The sequence below is a fragment of the Streptomyces sp. NRRL WC-3618 genome (genome assembly GCF_001280005.1).
Taxonomy (GTDB): Bacteria; Actinomycetota; Actinomycetes; order Streptomycetales; family Streptomycetaceae; genus Streptomyces.
The window spans coordinates 19,038-37,207 of sequence record NZ_LGDW01000475.1; the positions used below are offsets into that span (position 1 = coordinate 19,038).

Below are 18,170 nucleotides of genomic sequence, written 5' to 3' on the forward strand. Positions count from 1 at the left end.
CGCAGTTCAACTCTCTCGATGGTGGACCGCGGAGCCTCCCAGAGAATTTCGTCGTCAATGCGATAGCGACCGGAGCACCCGCGAGGAGGACCTCATCCGCGTCAGGCTCCCAGACGCCCATATCAAAGATCGCCCGGCTTCGGCTGCGCGGGAGCACCGGAGTCGTCCATGAGGATCGAATGCGTCTCGAAGATGTCCTTCCCGACTTTCGCGGGGACACGGGCCTCGACGAGCACGATCCCGCTGGGCAGCCGGGTGTACACGGGCGGCTGTGCCGTGTCCGGGAGGTCGGCCATGAAACGGGACACCCGTTGGCGTTGCGCGTCGCTCAGGGCGCTTTCGGAGAGTCCCTGTGCGCTTCCCGAAAGGAACTCGGCGAGGCGGTCGGCCGTGTCGGGGCTACCCGTGAAGAGGCGAATCCAGGACTGGTCGGCGAACGTGACGCGCACATCCGCGCCTACCTCGCTGAACATCATTCGGCGGGCCCCAGCGATCGACTCCCGCGGATACTCAGCCAGCACGTCGGCCTTGTCGAGGGTGCCGCTGCGGGTGCCGAGAAAGAGAAGCCTCCGGCTCGTCAGGGCAAGATCCGTGATGTATCCCTCCGGACGACGCCCGGGATCCAGCTGCCACGGCACCGTACGCGCGAGGGTTCCGGAGGCAGCCCACATCACGGGGAAGTCGTGGACCTCGTTGTCGGGTTCCTCCGGCTTTCCTCGTACGGGTACGTCCCCGAAGGGTGAGCCGGAGGCTCCTCCGATGTTGGCGATGAGGTTCGCGATCAACGGAATACCGACGAGGAAGGCTCGGCCCGCCCGGCGAGCGGCCTGGTCACCCACCGCGTGCAGGCTGAAGGCGGGTCCTGACGGCCAACCCGCCAACTCGCTTTGGATGTCGCTGCGCTCGGGGCCCCGGAACCATCTGCTGCCGGAGACGGCGGGAGCCACACCGGTGGCGAACTTGGCCGTGCTGCGGAGAAGTAGGTCTTCGTCGGCTGCGGGATACCAGTCCATCAGTACGTCTCTCTCCTACGTTCCTAGGTTGCCCCCGTGAGCGAATTTCGGACGAATCAGTCGGACCGGCCGCTCCGGGAGGGCAATACGGGGAATTCCAGTGACCCGACGATTCCTGCAATGGCGTGCGTGAACTCGTCCCATTGCTCTACAGAAGCCGTATCCAAAGTGATCACGGCAGTAAACGGGCCCGTCGAAAACGGCACGTGCACCTGAATCTGCCCCATCGCCAGTTCTTCGTCATTGCCGCTTTTCGTGTACTGGCCGTCCACCACGAGCTTGCGGAAGGAGATCACCGAGACCGCTGGACCACAGGGCAGATCGAGCCACGTCACATCACGCATGGGGTCAGGACCCATGATCGCGAAGATACCCTGGGCCACGGTGTCAGGGTCCGTCTCGCCGGACTCGAACACCGCCACGGTGAGTGAACAGTGCGCCACACCGCCACCGTCTCCGATGTCGTACAGGCCGATACCGAAGAACGAGACACCGCCGGCCAGCATCTCCTGTGCTGTCGCGCTGTACAGGCCACTCATGGCTTCCCAGAGAGGCTCTTCGCCTCTCGGGTAGATGTCCTGGACCAACTTCTTTACGGCTGCGGCCCGTTCGGTCTCGTCCAGGGAGACCTCGATCGCATGCATACCTTCGGGAAGGCGGATGGCCATGGGAGGCAGCTCCATGCCTTCCACACTCAGGACTTGGCGCTCTTCGGACTTGTCCATACTGTGACTGTTTCTTCTCACGAGTCGGCGGCGATCACGTACGGACGTGTTCAGTTCCCGTAATCGTTGTTGGCGATGGTGTGGGCCTTGTTCCCGGTGAGCCCCGCCTTGATGGTGGCGTCCAGGGCACGACCGGCGTTCCCCAAGGGCGCGATCACTTCGGCGCTCTTGATGAACGGTAGCTTGGACCCGACGAGGTTGATTCCCTGGGTGCCGAGCCATTGCCCTTGACGGACGTTCTGCAGTCCGCTCTCGACGGCGAGAGCCATACGGCTGCCGCCCTCGCCGAGTTTGACCACAGGCGTGGCCTTCAAAGGGCCGAAAAGAATGAACGTCTTGCCGATGTCCGTCGCCCCGCGATAACCCGAACCGAGCTTGGCAGCTCGCGCGGTGGCATTGGTGCCCTTGGCGAGCGCGGCAGTCCCGCTGAGCCCCTTCACCCCCGGCAGAATCCCCAGCGCGTCGAACCCGATATCGGCCCAGCTGACGTCCGCACCGGCCGCTTTGGCCACCACGTGGGTCAAGAGGGCCGCCCCGCTGGTGATCATCGCCGCAGCCGCGAAGATCGCGCCGATCGGTTCGAAGGGGGCCGTGATGATGGCCAGGACACCCAGGGCGCTGCTGACCAGGCTCAGTACGTCGCCGATCTCCTTGATCAGATCCGCGTGCTCCTTGAGCCAGTCGCCCGTGGCCCCCCACGCGTCGGCGATTCCCGTGCCCAGCTTGTCCCAGAAGCCTGGCTCGTCGGGGGCGATGTCGGCGGCCTTGTCCAGCTCTCTGCTGATGTGGCCGGCGGCCCGGCGGTAGCGGTCCTCGAGTTCGTGGACCTTGCGGATGACGTCGTCCACCGCGCCGGAGGCCTTGCCGAGTTCGTCGCTGCCCTTGCCGGCCGCCTTTCCCTCGGCGTCCGACTTCGCGTCGAGCTTCTCCTTGGCGGCCTTGTCCAGGCGGTCCGTCTCATCCTGGAAGTCCTGGAGTTCGCCCGCCCACTTGTGCAGCGCGCGCGAGGCCTTGTCGAAGGAGTCATGGCTCTTGCGGATGAGCGGGGTGACGTCCTCGCCTATGTACTCGGTGAAGGCGACCGCGGTCTTGCCCTTCCAGGCGCCGCACTCGATCCGCTCCAACTCCCCGAGCGCCGTGCCCAGTTCGCTCGCCAGCTTGCCGATCCGTCTGGCGAGTTCCCGGGTGTCCTCGACGTCTCCCGGGGTGGGGTCCCAACCTATGCTCGGCGGGACGATCCGCTGGCCGGCCACGTCACTTGCCCTTCTTGGCGGCCTTGGCGGCCTTGAGGGACTCGGCCAGCTCCAGGTCGAGCCCGTCGAACGTCTCGGCGATCTTATTGATCATCTTCACGGCACCCTGGGTGTGCTTGCCGAGCTGCTTGATGCCGTAGCCCCAGTCGTCGGCGAAGTCCTGGACGTCCTCGACCAGTCCGCTCTCCCCGACGCACGAGGCGTCCGCGCTGCGCAGGCTGCGCCGGGTCGCCTCCATGCGGTCGCTTATGGAGGAGAAGGTCTTCTTCAGGTCCGCGAATATCGTGTCGTCGAGACGCAGGTCACTCACAAGAACCGCGCTTCACAGTTGCTCCCCGTAAGACATCAGTGCGATCAAGAGACCGAAGGTATCCGTGGGATCGACGTGCCCGCCACACGGAACCGGTTTCAAAGGGAGGGACTTTGTGAATTGTTGTCGGCAAATTTGTAGTGGCGTGTGCGGGGAGGGGGGCGGGCACTCGCCCGGGACGGAACAGCCTCGCCCCCCTCACCCGGCAGTCGTCAGCCTGCAGTCGTCAGTCGGTAGGCGGCAGCTGGCAGTCGCCAGCCGTCACTGCCCCGCCCCCAACCCCTCCCCCACCGCCGCGAACGCCGGCTTCCGTCCGTACGCCTCGTCCATCAGCGTCGCCGCCCCCTGCCCCTCGAACGCCCCGGGCACCCACGAGTACTTGTCGCTGAACCCCCACACCGTGAACGAGGCGCACCGCCGCGCCTGTACGCACGCGTCCAACAGGCCCCGGAAGTACGCGGCCTGCGTCGCCAGCTTCGTCGCGTCCGCCGGCATGATCATGCGTACGTCGACCTCCGTGAACGCCGTCTGCATGCCCAGCTTCTCGAAGCGGGCGAGGTTCTCGGGGACCTGGCCCGGGAAGCCGTACTGGATGGCCAGGTGGCCCTGGATGCCGAAGCCCTGGACCGGGACCTTCTTCGCCCGTAGCCGCTTCGCCAGGTCGTAGTAGGCCGTCGACTTCGCGTTGACGCCCTCCACGTTGTAGTCGTTCAGGAACAGCTTGGCCTTCGGGTCGGCCGCGTGGGCCCAGCGGAAGGCGTCCTCGATGTACGAGGGCCCCAATTTCTGCAACCAGATCGAGTTCCGCAGCGAGCCGTCGTCCTCGAAGACCTCGTTCACCACGTCCCACTGGTAGATCCGGCCCTTGTACCGCTTCACCTCCTTGGTGATGTGGTCCCTGAGGATCCCGCGCAGCTCGGCCGCCCCGATCGAGCCGTCCGCCACCCCCGCCGTCAGCCATGCCGGCAGCTGGTTGTGCCACACCAGCGTGTGGCCCCGTACCGCCTGCCCGTGTGCCCGCGCGAAGCGGACCAGGTCGTCCGCCTGCCGCCAGTCGTACGTCCCCCGGCTCGGCTCCACCGACTCCCACTTCATGGCGTTCTCGGCGGTCACGGAATTGAACTCCCGTGCGGTCGTGCTGCGGTACGTGGTGTCGTCGGCCAGCACCGCCAGGTCCACGGCCGTGCCGATGCGTACGCCGGTCCCGGCCGCCAGCGTCCGCAGCGGGACGGGACCGGCGTGAGCCGACGCCGGCTGCGCGCCCGCGCCGGTGATCATCAGCGTCGCGCCCAGTGCCGCCACGGAAACGGGCATGCGGAAGACGTTCATGTACAGTCCCCTCACTCGGTGTAATGACCTGCTCGTGCTCAGCGGACGCGCCGGCTCTCCAGCGGCCCCAGATACGTCGGTGTCAGCCCGCCCGTGTCGATCACCAGCCGCTGCACCACCACCGTCGGGTCGACCACCCAGAACTTCAGCCGGTGGACCCCAGCCGCCGTCACCGCGTGCCTGGTCGCCGTCACGTTCACGTTGTCGGAGGTGTGGCGGGCCCACTGCTTGTTCATCAGGCCGTCGTCCGCCCCCGTGACGGCATGGATGTCGACCTGCTGCGGCTCGGCCTCGTCGAACGAGACCGCGTAGCGCAGCCCGCCCGTGGGCAGCGTCGGGTTGCGCGGCGACAGATACGCCCACACCGTCACCTCACCCGCCGACAGCAGGCTGACCTCGTACTCCAGCCGCGCCGAAGCCCCGCCCGGCGTGCGGCGCGGAGCCGTCACCGGCCACGAGGTCATCCCCGCGCCGGTGCGGCCGATGCGGTCCAGCCGCCGCCAACCACCCACCGCTCGCGCGTAGTTGTCGGCGTCGATCGCGACGTAGCCGCCCGCCTCCACAAACCCCCGCAGCCCCCGCCGCTGCCGACGCGACGGCTTCTCCACGACGCACCCCACGCGTACCGACGCCCCCGCACCCGACACCGTCAACGAGGCGTCCGTACGCCCGTCCGGCACCCGGGCCCAGTCCACCGTCACCCGCAGCCGCACCTGCTGCTCGACCCGCCCCCTCGGCCGGTCCACCACCAGCCACGGCACCGACGAGCTCACCCGGTACTCGAACGGCGTACGCCCCCGGTTGAACACCTCGACGTACTGGTCGGGCCGCGTCTGGTACGGGCTGAACACCGGCAGGGCGGCCGGACCGGAGGATCCCCCCGGCCACCACTCCCCCGAGTCCTCGGACCCGTCGACCGCCACCCCCAACTCCCCGGCCACCGGCAGCTCCACCCGCCGCACGGCCGGGAACAGCACATCCGGGATCGCCACGTTGTCCTTCTCGGGCTGCTGCCAGGGGGCGTTGGGCCCGTACCGTGCCACGTCCCCGTAGTCGATGTGCGGCTGGGTCTGGAAGCCCTCCCACTTGCCGCCCGCCACCTGGTGGTTGAAGCGGTCGGCGAGCGCGAAGTCGCGTTCCAGGCCGGCTTCCGCCTCCGCCGCGCGGTCGTTGGTCGCCGCGCGCCCCTGGGCCGCGTACAGGAGGTTCCTGAACTCGGCCTCGCGCAGCCCGTAGAGGTTGGCGGTCGCCTCCACCTCGTACCCGACGAGTTCGTACCAGGCGTCCTGCGAGTGGGCCGGCAGCCGCCTGCGTACCCGCTCCGCCTCCTTCGCCAGCCTCTGCCAGTCCTCCGTCGCCCGTTCCAACTCCTGGTGGCCGAAGGCGAAGGGAGTCTCCTGGTCGTCGTACACGATCGCCGACTCGTCCTTCGTCGGGTCCTTCGCCGGGTTGAGCGTGATGCGACGGTTGAGGAGTTCCGGTTTGCGGCGGGCCTGTAGCTGCCCGTACTCGGCGAGCACCGCCGCGATGGCGCTCGCGTGTTCGGCGCCGAAGTTCTGGCGGGCGTATCGGCGTTCCCACTCCGTCAGGTTCGCGAGGTCCCAACGTGTCGGATCCCAGGCGTAGTTGAGGAAGAACTCGGCCGGCAGCTCGTTGCCCTTCAGGTCGCCGACGTTCGCCACCCACAGGCCGTGGTTCCCGTACGCGTGGGCCTGGTGGAGCTGGTCCCAGAGGTTGTGGAGGTTGGTGGTGTCCACCCACTTGTAGTTGCGGCCGACGCCCACGTAGTCGAAGTGGTAGTACAGGCCGAAGCCGCCGCTCCTCGCCGGCTCGGCCGGGTCCGGGTGCTTGCGGATGTTGCCCCAGTTGTCGTCCGTCAGGACGACGGTGACATCGCCGGGGACCCTCAGCCCGCGGTCCCAGTACCGCTGGACCTCCTTGTACAGCGTCCACACCTGCGGGGTTTCCCCTACGGGCTTGCCGGTCACCTCCGCGATGATCCCGCGCTGCGTCTCGATGATCTCCCGCATCAGCTCGATGCCGTCGCCGTCCGGCAGGCTCGTGTCGCCGTTGCCGCGCATGCCCAGGGTGACGACGCCCTCGAAGTCCTGGTCGACCATCCGCCGGATGCCGTCGCGCCAGTACGCCCGGACGGCCGCCGCGTTCCGCCGGTACGACCACTCCCCGGTGCCCCCGTAGGGGTCGTGGCCGGGGGTCACGATGTTCCCCGCGCTGTCGCGTACGGCGGGTACCGCGTGCCGGTTCCACTCCTCGATGCCCCGCATCATGGGCGCCTCGTGGGACGTGCCCATGACGATGCCGTACGCCTTCGCGCGGGCGTGGTTGTCCGGGTCGTCCTCGGCGAACGCCCTGCCCCAGACGGCCGGCCAGAGATAGTTCGCCTTCAGGCGCAGCAGCACCTCGAAGACCCGCTCGAAGAAGGCGGCGTTGAAGCCTCCGGGGTGGCCCGGCGCCTTTCCGGGGCCGAAGAAGCGAGGAGCCCAGGTACCGAGGGCAGGGTTCTCGTCGTTGACGAAGATCCCCCGGTACTTCACGGCCGGGGTGCCCTGGGTGTGCCTGCCCGGCAGCACGTACACCGCGTCCCGGTGGACCGGCGGCACGTCGTCCCACCAGTACCAGGGGGAGACCCCGATGCCGTACGAGACGTCGTACGCGCCGAAGATCGTGCCGCGCGGGTCGCTGCCCGCGATGACGAACGCCCGGTCGACGCCGGGCATCGGGCGCTCCACGACCGTCTGCAGCGAGGTCTCCCAGCGGCCGGCGATGCCCGTGACGTCCAGCTTGCCGGCGCGGACCAGACCGTCGATCAGCGGGCTGCGGCCGATCGTGCCGACCAGGATCACCTCGCGGGCGACGGTCGCGGCCGGACGTACGCCCGTGACGCGTTCGATGTCGTCCCGCAGGTCACCGGCGACCCGTACGACTCCTGGGTGGTCCTCGGCGCTGACGACGACCGGCGCCCCGACGATCGCGAACGCGCCGCCGGTGAACGAGATGTATGCCCCGGAGTCCGTGCGGCGCGCCGCCCCCTCTCCGGCCCGCGCGACCCCCGACAGCACCGGCACCGCCGCGAGACCGGCCCCCACACCGAGCACAGCCCTCCGGCTGACGGACCCAGACATGACGTACCCACCTCTCCGCCCGAATTTGGTCAGTGGCATGACAAATAGTGAAGGGAGTGACCAGCGGGTGGAACGGGTCGTACGCGCCGAATAGTTTCGAAAAACAAGAAGGCCCGTACGACCGAAGTCGTACGGGCCTCCTCAGGAAGCTCGTGAGAGCTGCCGAGGTCAGGCTGTCAAGCCAACAAGAACTACTTGTTGATCTTGATGACCTGGCCGGCGCCCACGGTCCGGCCACCCTCACGGATGGCGAACTTCAGGCCCTCTTCCATGGCGATGGGCTGGATGAGCTCGACGCTCATCTCGGTGTTGTCGCCCGGCATGACCATCTCGGTACCCTCGGGGAGGGTCACGACGCCGGTCACGTCCGTGGTACGGAAGTAGAACTGGGGGCGGTAGTTGTTGAAGAACGGCGTGTGACGGCCGCCCTCGTCCTTGGACAGGATGTAGGCCTGCGCCTCGAACGAGGTGTGCGGGGTGACCGAGCCCGGCTTGATGATGACCTGGCCGCGCTCGACGTCCTCGCGCTTGATGCCACGGAGGAGCAGACCGACGTTCTCGCCCGCCTGGCCCTCGTCGAGCAGCTTGCGGAACATCTCGATGCCGGTGACCGTGGTGGTGGTCTTCTCCTGCTTGATGCCGATGATGTCAACGGTCTCGTTGACCTTCAGGACACCACGCTCGATACGGCCGGTGACGACCGTACCGCGACCGGTGATCGTGAAGACGTCCTCGACGGGCATGAGGAACGGCTTGTCGACGTCACGCTCGGGGGTCGGGATCGCCTCGTCGACAGCAGCCATGAGGTCGAGAACCGACTTGCCCCACTCGGCGTCGCCCTCGAGCGCCTTGAGCGCCGAGACCTTGACGACCGGCAGGTCGTCGCCCGGGAACTCGTACTCGGAGAGGAGCTCACGAACCTCGAGCTCGACGAGCTCCAGGATCTCCTCGTCGTCCACCATGTCGGCCTTGTTCAGCGCGACGACGATGTACGGCACGCCGACCTGGCGGGCCAGGAGCACGTGCTCCTTGGTCTGCGGCATCGGGCCGTCGGTGGCGGCCACGACCAGGATCGCGCCGTCCATCTGGGCGGCACCGGTGATCATGTTCTTGATGTAGTCCGCGTGACCCGGGCAGTCGACGTGGGCGTAGTGACGACCCTCCGTCTGGTACTCGACGTGCGCGATCGAGATCGTGATACCGCGCTGACGCTCTTCAGGAGCCTTGTCGATCTGGTCGAAGGCCGAGGCCTCGTTCAGGTCGGGGTACTTGTCGTGCAGCACCTTGGTAATGGCGGCCGTGAGGGTCGTCTTACCGTGGTCGATGTGACCGATGGTGCCGATGTTGACGTGCGGCTTAGTCCGCTCGAACTTTGCCTTCGCCACTGGGGTCCTCCTGCGGAGTGGTTCTGGTACGCCTTACTCATCGGCGCCAGGTGATCTTTGCTGGGATGCCGCCCGCCGGGGTTTACCCTCCCGGGTTCACCCCGGCGGTCGGTGTCAAGCCTAAAGCGTGTAAACGGGGTGTGTTACTCGCCCTTGGCCTTCGCGATGATCTCCTCGGCGACGTTCCGGGGAACCTCGGCGTAGGAGTCGAACTGCATCGAGTAGCTTGCGCGACCCGAGGTCTTGCTGCGGAGGTCGCCAACGTAGCCGAACATCTCCGAGAGGGGCACGAGGCCCTTCACGACGCGGGCGCCGCTGCGCTCCTCCATGGCCTGGATCTGGCCACGGCGGGAGTTGAGGTCGCCGATGACATCACCCATCGACTCCTCGGGCGTGGTGACCTCGACGGCCATCATCGGCTCCAGGAGCACGGGAGAAGCCTTGCGCGCGGCCTCCTTGAACGCCTGCGAACCGGCGATCTTGAACGCGAGTTCGGAGGAGTCGACCTCGTGGTAGCCACCGTCGAGAAGAATGACGCGGACGCCCGTCATCTCGTAGCCGGCCAGGATGCCGAACTGCATGGCCTCCTGCGCACCCGCGTCCACCGACGGGATGTACTCCCGGGGGATACGGCCACCGGTGACCTTGTTCACGAACTCGTACGCCGGGCCGTCGGACTCGGTGATGGGCTCGATCGCGATCTGCACCTTGGCGAACTGACCGGTACCACCGGTCTGCTTCTTGTGGGTGTAGTCGTGACGCTCGACGGTCTTGCGGATCGTCTCGCGGTACGCGACCTGCGGCTTGCCGACGTTGGCCTCGACGCGGAACTCGCGCTTCATACGGTCGACCAGCACCTCGAGGTGCAGCTCGCCCATACCACCGAGGATCGTCTGACCGGTCTCCTCGTCCGAGTGAACGTGGAAGGAGGGGTCCTCCTCCGCGAGACGCTGGATGGCTACACCCAGCTTCTCCTGGTCACCCTTGGACTTGGGCTCGATCGCGACCTGGATGACCGGCGCCGGGAAGTCCATGGACTCCAGGATCACCGGCTGCTTGTCGTCGCACAGCGTCTCACCGGTCGTGGTCTGCTTCAGACCCATCACGGCGACGATGTCACCGGCGCCCACCGCCTCGATCTCCTCACGCTTGTTCGCGTGCATACGGTAGATCTTGCCGATGCGCTCCTTCTTGCCCTTGACCGAGTTCAGCACCGCGGTGCCGGTCTCGAGGCGGCCCGAGTAAACCCGGACGAAGGTGAGCTTGCCCAGGTGCGGGTCGCTCATGATCTTGAAGGCGAGCGCGGACAGCGGCTCGTCCTCGGAGGGCTTGCGCTTGACGACCAGCTCGGGGTCCTTCACGTCGTGGCCTTCGATGGCCTCGACGTCGAGCGGGGTCGGCAGGTAGCGCACGACCGCGTCGAGCAGGGGCTGGACGCCCTTGTTCTTGAACGCGGTGCCACAGAACACCGGGGTGACCGTGACGCCACCGGACTTGCCGGACGCGATGGTGACGCGACGGACCGCGGCGTACAGCTGCTCCTCGGTGGGCTCCTGGCCCTCCAGGAACAGCTCCATGATCTCGTCGTCGTGCTCCGCGACCGTCTCGACCAGCTGACCGCGGTACAGCTCGGCAGCCTCGGTGTGCGTGGCCGGGATGTCGACGACGTCGTACATCTCGCCCTTCGCCGCCTCGGCGGACCACACGAGCGCCTTCATGCGGACCAGGTCCACAACGCCCTTGAAGTCCATCTCGGAGCCGATCGGCAGCTGCATGATGATCGGAACGGCACCGAGCCGGTCCTTGATCATGTCGACGCAGCGGTGGAACTCCGCACCGGTCCGGTCGAGCTTGTTGACGAAGCAGATGCGCGGCACGCCGTAACGGTCGGCCTGACGCCACACCGTCTCGGACTGCGGCTCGACACCCGCGACGCCGTCGAACACGGTGACGGCACCGTCGAGGACGCGCAGCGAGCGCTCTACCTCAACCGTGAAGTCGACGTGCCCGGGGGTGTCGATGATGTTGATGGTGTGGTCGACGTCTTCCAGCGGCCAGTGACAGGTGGTCGCAGCAGAGGTGATCGTGATGCCACGCTCCTGCTCCTGCTCCATCCAGTCCATGGTCGCGGCGCCGTCGTGGACCTCACCGATCTTGTAGCTGACGCCGGTGTAGAAGAGGATCCGCTCAGTGGTGGTCGTCTTGCCCGCGTCGATGTGGGCCATGATCCCGATGTTGCGGACCCTGGCCAGGTCAAGTGAAGTGGTAGCCATAAGGCTTCGGTCTTCTCTCGGTCTCGATGTGGGTTGCGACTACCAGCGGTAGTGCGCGAAGGCCTTGTTGGACTCGGCCATCTTGTGGGTGTCCTCGCGCTTCTTCACGGCCGCACCGAGGCCGTTCGAAGCGTCGAGAAGCTCGTTGAGCAGACGCTCGGTCATGGTCTTCTCGCGACGGGCGCGGGAGTAACCGACCAGCCAGCGCAGCGCGAGCGTGTTGGCGCGACCGGGCTTGACCTCGATCGGAACCTGGTACGTCGCACCACCGACACGGCGGGACTTGACCTCGAGGGTCGGCTTGATGTTCTCCAGCGCGCGCTTCAGCGTGATGACCGGGTCGTTGCTGGTCTTCTCGCGCAGGCCCTCCATGGCGCCGTACACGATGCGCTCGGCGGTGGAGCGCTTGCCGTTCAGCAGCACCTTGTTGATCAGCGACGTGACAAGAGGAGAACCGTAGACCGGGTCGATGATGACCGGGCGCTTCGGGGCGGGGCCCTTACGAGGCATTCTTACTTCTCCTTCTTGGCGCCGTAGCGGCTGCGGGCCTGCTTGCGGTTCTTGACACCCTGGGTGTCGAGCGAACCGCGGATGATCTTGTAGCGAACACCGGGCAGGTCCTTCACACGGCCACCACGCACGAGCACGATGGAGTGCTCCTGCAGGTTGTGTCCCTCACCCGGAATGTAAGCGGTGACTTCGATCCCGCTGGTCAGACGCACACGCGCGACCTTACGCAGGGCCGAGTTCGGCTTCTTCGGGGTGGTCGTGAACACACGCGTGCAGACACCACGGCGCTGGGGCGAACCCTCGAGCGCGGGCGTCTTGTTCTTCTCGACCTTGTCTTGCCGGCCCTTCCGGACCAGCTGCTGGATCGTAGGCACTACTTCTCCGGTTTCTGTGTGCCGATGGTGGAGCTAACCTGGAACGTCGCCGACCCACGCGGTCGGGTGTGTCGAATACTGCAGATTCCCGCCGCGAGACGGAAAGGACGCAGATTGCGGCGGTCACTTACGGCTCCCCGCGCGGTTCGAAGGCACGCACGAGGGCCAGGGCACACCCCAGGCACAAGGTCTGAGCGTACCTACCTCAACGACTTCGGTCAAAACAAATGAAGCCCGGTACGACACGCCGGGCTCCGGACCACTCCCGAGCCTGCCTTTGACTGCTTGTGCCAGCTTGCGCCTGATTTTGGCCGCTTGCGAGCCAAGGTGGCTGAATCGCGCCCTTTACAGCCCCGTCGGCCTGCCCGTTCAGTACCTTGATCCGTCCGCTGCGACAAATCGGGGGCTGAGCGTGATCAGGACGGCCGCTTACACACTGGACGACGGGGGCCTGGACGACCGGGTGCCCTTTCTCGCCCGCCTTGAACAGGAGGACCGCACCACCCTTCTGTCGCTGGGCCGCGAGCTGAATTTCGCCACCCGGGTGGCCCTGATCCACCAGAGCGAGCCCTCCTCGCACGTCCTCTTCCTCGTCCAGGGCTGGACAAAGGTCACCGCGTCCGCCGCCAACGGCTACGAGGCACTCCTCTCGCTGCGCGGCCCCGGCGACATAGTCGGCGAGTCGGCGGCGCTCACCGGACGCCCCCGCTCGGCCACGGTGACCGCGCTGGAGGCGGTGCGCGCGGTGGCGGTCGAGCACGAGCGGTTCAAAGACTTCCTGGGACGTTCACCGGCTGTTTCGTTCGCGCTGCTGGGCCTCACGGCCGACCGCACCCGGGCCGCGGACCGCCGCCGCCTGGAGTTCGCGTCCATGCACGTGCGGGAACGCTTCGCGATCCTCCTCCTCGACCTCGCCCGCACCCACGGCCGCCGCACCCCCGAGGGCATCGAACTCTCCGTCCCCCTGAGCAAGCAGGAACTGGCGGGCTCGGTGGGCGCGTCGCGGGAGATGGTCCAGCGGCTGCTGCGGGAGCTGCGCGAGAAGGAGGCGGTGGAGACGGGGAGACGGGCACTGCTGATACGCCGGCCGGACATCTTGCGCAGGATCGCGGCGGCCGAGCTCAGCCCGTCCGGCGATTGAGGACAAGGCCCGTTCAGGGCCGGAGCGGGGGCCTGGGGGCGGCAGCCCCCAGTACGACGCCCACACCGACTCCCCCACGCCCCGCAGAGCGTTATGTGTACCCCGTCACACTCCGACTGCGTCATCCGCCCTCACAACACACCGCCCCCACCCGCCACGCTGCTGCAAGCAACAACCCCCACACTGGCGAAGGGCGACCATGACCGACCCCGTGAGCCGCACGATCCTGCTGCTGGACATAGAGAGGTTCAGCGACCGGGACGACGTCGAGCAGGCGTACCTGCGGCGCATGCTCTACGACATCACCGACCGCGTCCTGGAATGCGCCGGCATCGACGAGACCCGCCGTCTGCGCGCCGACCGCGGCGACTCCGTGATGGAGCTCATCGACGCGAACGCCCCCGTCACCGCCCTGCTCCGGGCCCTCCTGACGGACGCCCCCGCGCAGTTGCGCACCGTCAACCGCATGGCGTCCAGCTCGGCCCAGATCAGGCTGCGCGGAGTCCTCGCCACCGGTTACGTGGCCGTGGACCGGCACGACGGCTGGGTCGGCACCGACCTGAACGACGCCTGCCGGCTGCTGGACGCCCAGCTGCTGCGGGCCGCCCTACGCGAACGCCCCCACGACTTCGCGCTGATGGTCTCGAACGCCCTGTACACCGGCGTCGTACGGCACGACCATCCCGGCATCCCGGCCGGCGAGTTCCACCCGGTCGGGGTGGACACCAAGAACGGCCCGATGAGGGCCTGGCTGCACGGCCCGCTGCCCAGCGGCCACCAGGCAGCCCCGGCCGGTACGGCCGACCAGGACCACCGTGACACGGGGGCGGGGGAGGGGCCGGGCGGTTCGGGGGACCGCCCGGCGCCGCCGACTCCGCCGGCACCGGAAGCGGCGCAGGCACCGAGAGTCCCCGCGCAGGGCACCTCCCCCGAGAGCCGTCCCGCCCCGGGCGCCGTCTTCAACTTCAACGGTGGCGTGAACGTCGGCGGCAATGTGGTGGCCGGTGACCAGCACGGCGTCAGCGGCGGCCAGGTCACCGGGGACGTCAACCTGGGCGGTCACAACGGGGGTGACGGCTCATGAGCACCCCGGACTCCGGGCCCGACGAGCCGTCCGCCTCCGACGACGGCAAGGACGGCAGAGACGGCAGAGACGGCGCCGCCAAGGACGCGAAGGAGTCCAAGGACGCCAAAGACGCCAAGGAGTCGGAGGGCTCCGAGGGGTCGGAGGAGCGCGAGCAGCCCCAGACCGCCTGGTCGGCGCGGCGCGACCTGATCGACCACAGCCCGCGGACGATGAACGTCGGCGACCGTACCCGCTTCGGCGGCAGCATGGTCGGCGGCAGCCAGCACGGCGTCAGCGGCGGCCAGGTCACCGGGGACGTGATCATGGGCAGCAAGACGGAGATCCACCAGTGGGCGTTCCCCGGCCTCTCCGCGCCGTCCGCCTCCGTGTCCGGCGAGGTCCCGCAGACCACGCTGGACCGGCTCGCCGCCTCGTTCGTCGCCGCCGACGCGACCATCGAGACCCTGCTCGCCCGGCTGCGCCGGGACCGCGTCCTCGTCCTGTCGGGCGCCCGCTTCACCGGCAGGCACACGGCCGCCCTGATGCTGCTGCACCGGCTCGGGGCAGCCCCCGTACACACGCTCGACCGCGACACGAACCCGAGCACCCTGGCGGACGAGTTCACCGCACCGGACGCGGCCACAGCCACAGCCGGAGCCGGAGGAACCGCGGCCCAGCCCCGCGGCTACGTCCTCGCCGACCTCGTCACCCGCCGCGACCGCCCCCTGCGCGAGCACCACCTCCTCGCCGCCTGCGACCGCCTCACCGCGCTCGACGCGTACCTCGTCGTCACCGTCGGCCCGACCGCCGTCCTGGAGGACGTACCGGTCGTCAGCTGGCAGCCGCCGCAGACGGCCGACGTCCTGGCCGCCCACCTGCGCATCCGCGTCGCCGACGACGAGACGGCGGCGAAGCTGCTCGAGCTGCCCGACGTCACCGAGTTCCTGAGCCGGAGCCACCAACTGCGCGAGGTGGCCGCGTTCGCACAGTTGCTCGGCCGGTACGCGGCCGGCGAGGTCGGCGAGCAGGCCGTCGCCCAGTTCTCCCTGATCTCCCTGGAGAACCAGGTCCAGGAGTGGTTCGAGGAGGACGAGGCGTCGATCCATCTGCGCGACAAGGCGTTCCTGGTGGCCCTGGCCGCGTTCGACGACGGCCCGTACGCCCTCACCGCCGAGCTCAGCGACCTGCTCTACCGCTTCCTCCAGCAGACCCAGAACCCGGTGGGCGTCCCCGAGGTCCCCGTCTTCGGCACGCACATAGGCAAGCGCCTCCAGCTGGCCCGCGCCGAGCGCTACGAGGACGACGAGCACACCGAGTGGGGCCCGGTGACCCAACAGAAGGCGCGCTTCGTCGACGACCGCGCCTCCCTCGTCCTCCTGCGCGAAGTCTGGACGGGCCACCCCTCCGCGCGCCCCGCGCTGATCGACTGGCTGCGTCGGCTGGCCGACGACGGCCGCCCCCTCGTCCGTACCCGGGCCGCGTCCACGGTGGCCGTCCTGGCCCGCACCGACCTGCCCTCGGCCATGGCGCTGGTCATCGAACCCTGGGCCATCTCCAACCGCTTCCGGCACCGCCTGGTGGCCGTCAACGCGCTCACCCTCGCCCACCTCATCGACACGCCGAACATCCCGCGCATCCTCGACGAGTGGTCCAAGGGCGATGACCGGCGGCTGCGCTGGGTGGCCGTACGGGCGTACGCGCTGATCGGCGCCGAACGCCCCGAGCAGGCCCTGGCCGCCCTGCGCACCGCCGCGCGCAGCCTGTACCGGGACCTCGCCGACCCGGACGACTTCGACCGCGAGATGGCCCGCGAACTCGGCGAGGCCGTCGCCCTGCTGCTCCTCTCCGAGGCCGGCGACCGGGTCCTCGCCGAACTGCGCCTGCACTTCACCGACGACCGGCTCGCGGTGCACGACCTGACCATCGGCGGCTTCGTCAGCGCCTGCCGCCACACCCAGGACGACGAGCGCTACGGCCATCCGCTGGTCCTCGGCTGGTACGCGCAGGCGGCCAACGAGGGGTCGGCCGCCGCCCACCACATCCCGTTCCTGTGGCGGGAGGCGCTGGGCGACCCGAAGGCGACCCGGCACGCCCTGGACGTGCTGCGCGAGTGGGTCCTCATCGCCGACCGCTCGACGACCACGGAATGGGCCCTGGCGCACCTGCTGCGCACCCTGGTCACCACCCCGGCGGAGCACCAGCGCCTGGGCCACCTCCTGCGCACGATGCCGGGCGAGGACGGCGCGGCCCCGCCCGCGGTGGCGGCCCGCCTCCTGACGGCGCTCCCCATCCGCTAACCCGTCACGTCCCCGCCCACCGAGGAGCAACGCACGATGTCCGCCTTCCACCGCCCGCCCGAGTGGCAGCAGTCCGCAGACCGGCACACCCAGCTGATCGACCCGGTCCTCACCGTGCGGCAGCTGTCGCGCTTCGAACTCTCCCTGAAGTCGACGGTCCGCATCGACCACGCGCTCGTCTTCGCGACCGCCAAGGGCGGCTACGAGGCGTACCTGCCGCCGCGCCGCCCGACGCGCAGCGAGATCGCCGCCCGCCACTACATGGCGGTGTACGAGGTCGACATGGGCGTGCACCCGTTCTCCGGAACGCTCACGCTCCCCAGTGACAACGACGCGTTCGAGTTCTCGGCCGAGATCGACGTGTCGTGGCAGGTCGTCGACCCGGGCAGGTTCGTGGGCAGCGGCCACCGGGACGTACCCGGCCTGCTCATCGGCGAACTCCAGCGCGCCGCACGCCCGGTGAGCCGGCGCTTCACGATCGCGGACAGCGCGGCGGCGGAAGGGGAGCTCCTCCAGGCGATCAACGTCCTGGGCCCGCTGGGCGCACCGGCCGGCCTCCAGACCACCTGGACCCTGCGGCTGCGCCGCGACCAGGAGAACATCGACCACCAGCGCCGCCTCCAGGCGATCGACCACTCGGCGACCGAGCAGGTACGGGCGGCCGAGCGGGGCGCCGAAGTCGACGTGGAGGTGGACCGCCGCAACCGTCAGCAGGACGCCCTCCAGATCGAGCGCTCGATGTCGTACGGCGTCCAGCAGCAGCACCTGGCCCTCCAGCAGCAGCGCTGGGACTACGAACAGGCGGCGCTGCAGAGCAGCCAGCAGCACCAGCTCTCCATCCAGCAGGGCCATCAGGAACTGGAGTTGCAGCAGATAGAGGCGCAGAAGATCGCCTTCTACCAGTGGCACCTGCAACAGGGCGGCGTCCAGGCCTGGGCCCTCCACCTCGCCCAGCATCCCGAGGACTCCCGCATGGTCATGACGAGCATGCGGGACGACCAGCTCCGCATGATCCAGGCCCAGATGGACCTGGTGAAGGACCTGCTGCACGGCGACAACGCGGAGAAGTTCGAACTGGAGGGCCCCAAGCAACTGGCCCTGCGCACGGTCAGCGACATCCTCAACCAACGCCTGCCGGGCGTCCCCCAGACCCCTCCGCCCCTTCCGGGCGGCGACCCGGGCCCGGGCGACCCGTACGCGGCGTACGGCCAGGGGGCGCCCGGGGTTCCCGGCGCGCCGACGCAGCCGGGATTCGCACCGGGCGGGTCCGTCCCCGCCCCGTACGACCCCGCGTACGCGCGCCCCGGCCACGCCCCCGGCAAGGCCGAGCCCGCCGACCAGACCCCGACCG

General features: G+C 68.5%; 14 protein-coding genes. 4 read left to right on the forward strand and 10 right to left on the reverse strand.

Annotated features, from left to right (window positions below; genetic code table 11):
* Positions 1-122 precede the first annotated feature (122 nt).
* From ADL01_RS36475 to rpsL, 10 genes are all read right to left on the reverse strand, one after another.
* Positions 123-1,013 carry a hypothetical protein gene (locus ADL01_RS36475; protein ID WP_053746350.1) on the reverse strand — a complete coding sequence of 297 codons (891 nt, stop codon included), beginning with the start codon at positions 1,011-1,013 and terminating at the stop codon, positions 123-125.
* Between the two features lie 56 nt (positions 1,014-1,069).
* Positions 1,070-1,738, reverse strand: coding sequence for a hypothetical protein (locus ADL01_RS36480; protein ID WP_053746351.1), 669 nt, complete (start codon positions 1,736-1,738; stop codon positions 1,070-1,072).
* A 50-nt stretch (positions 1,739-1,788) separates the two neighbouring features.
* Positions 1,789-2,991, reverse strand: coding sequence for a hypothetical protein (locus tag ADL01_RS36485; RefSeq protein ID WP_053746352.1), 1,203 nt, complete (start codon positions 2,989-2,991; stop codon positions 1,789-1,791).
* A gap of 1 nt (position 2,992) precedes the next feature.
* A complete protein-coding gene (locus tag ADL01_RS36490; protein WP_053746353.1) occupies positions 2,993-3,301 on the reverse strand; it encodes a hypothetical protein in 309 nt (102 codons plus the stop codon).
* Between the two features lie 261 nt (positions 3,302-3,562).
* Positions 3,563-4,630 (reverse strand): endo-1,4-beta-xylanase, encoded by a 1,068-nt coding sequence (locus ADL01_RS36495; RefSeq protein ID WP_053746354.1) that lies wholly within the window; start codon positions 4,628-4,630, stop codon positions 3,563-3,565.
* Between the two features lie 38 nt (positions 4,631-4,668).
* Positions 4,669-7,773: a glycosyl hydrolase 115 family protein gene (locus ADL01_RS36500; protein ID WP_107091096.1), complete on the reverse strand. Its 3,105-nt coding sequence runs from the start codon at positions 7,771-7,773 to the stop codon at positions 4,669-4,671.
* A gap of 191 nt (positions 7,774-7,964) precedes the next feature.
* The gene (tuf, locus tag ADL01_RS36505; protein ID WP_053746355.1) at positions 7,965-9,158 is read right to left on the reverse strand and encodes an elongation factor Tu; all 1,194 of its coding nucleotides are present in this window, start codon (positions 9,156-9,158) and stop codon (positions 7,965-7,967) included.
* A gap of 143 nt (positions 9,159-9,301) precedes the next feature.
* Positions 9,302-11,431 (reverse strand): elongation factor G, encoded by a 2,130-nt coding sequence (fusA, locus tag ADL01_RS36510; protein ID WP_053746356.1) that lies wholly within the window; start codon positions 11,429-11,431, stop codon positions 9,302-9,304.
* Positions 11,432-11,470: 39 nt separating this feature from the next.
* Positions 11,471-11,941 carry a 30S ribosomal protein S7 gene (gene rpsG, locus ADL01_RS36515; protein ID WP_005481264.1) on the reverse strand — a complete coding sequence of 157 codons (471 nt, stop codon included), beginning with the start codon at positions 11,939-11,941 and terminating at the stop codon, positions 11,471-11,473.
* Positions 11,942-11,943: 2 nt separating this feature from the next.
* The gene (gene rpsL, locus ADL01_RS36520) at positions 11,944-12,315 is read right to left on the reverse strand and encodes a 30S ribosomal protein S12 (protein WP_003948652.1); all 372 of its coding nucleotides are present in this window, start codon (positions 12,313-12,315) and stop codon (positions 11,944-11,946) included.
* A gap of 412 nt (positions 12,316-12,727) precedes the next feature.
* Here rpsL and ADL01_RS36525 point away from each other — a divergent pair, with 412 nt between their 5' ends.
* The 4 genes from ADL01_RS36525 to ADL01_RS36540 all read left to right on the forward strand — a co-directional run.
* Positions 12,728-13,456 (forward strand): Crp/Fnr family transcriptional regulator, encoded by a 729-nt coding sequence (locus tag ADL01_RS36525; protein WP_107091097.1) that lies wholly within the window; start codon positions 12,728-12,730, stop codon positions 13,454-13,456.
* A 199-nt stretch (positions 13,457-13,655) separates the two neighbouring features.
* Entirely contained in the window at positions 13,656-14,540 is an 885-nt protein-coding gene (locus ADL01_RS36530; RefSeq protein WP_053746357.1) for a hypothetical protein, read from the forward strand.
* Positions 14,537-16,819, forward strand: a complete 2,283-nt coding sequence (locus tag ADL01_RS36535; RefSeq protein WP_053746358.1) for a hypothetical protein — start codon at positions 14,537-14,539, stop codon at positions 16,817-16,819. The genes ADL01_RS36530 and ADL01_RS36535 overlap by 4 nt, the downstream gene beginning before the upstream one ends.
* A 36-nt stretch (positions 16,820-16,855) precedes the next feature.
* A partial coding sequence (locus ADL01_RS36540) for a hypothetical protein (protein ID WP_053746359.1) occupies positions 16,856-18,170 on the forward strand: 1,315 nt, incomplete at its 3' end.

Coding starts and splice junctions, on each gene's coding strand:
- ADL01_RS36535 (WP_053746358.1), top strand. CDS start 14,537: ATGAGCACCCCGGACTCCGGGCCCGACGAGCCGTCCGCCTCCGACGAC.
- rpsG (WP_005481264.1), bottom strand. CDS start 11,941: ATGCCTCGTAAGGGCCCCGCCCCGAAGCGCCCGGTCATCATCGACCCG.
- ADL01_RS36480 (WP_053746351.1), bottom strand. CDS start 1,738: ATGGACAAGTCCGAAGAGCGCCAAGTCCTGAGTGTGGAAGGCATGGAG.
- ADL01_RS36500 (WP_107091096.1), bottom strand. CDS start 7,773: ATGTCTGGGTCCGTCAGCCGGAGGGCTGTGCTCGGTGTGGGGGCCGGT.
- ADL01_RS36495 (WP_053746354.1), bottom strand. CDS start 4,630: ATGAACGTCTTCCGCATGCCCGTTTCCGTGGCGGCACTGGGCGCGACG.
- fusA (WP_053746356.1), bottom strand. CDS start 11,431: ATGGCTACCACTTCACTTGACCTGGCCAGGGTCCGCAACATCGGGATC.
- ADL01_RS36475 (WP_053746350.1), bottom strand. CDS start 1,013: ATGGACTGGTATCCCGCAGCCGACGAAGACCTACTTCTCCGCAGCACG.
- ADL01_RS36530 (WP_053746357.1), top strand. CDS start 13,656: ATGACCGACCCCGTGAGCCGCACGATCCTGCTGCTGGACATAGAGAGG.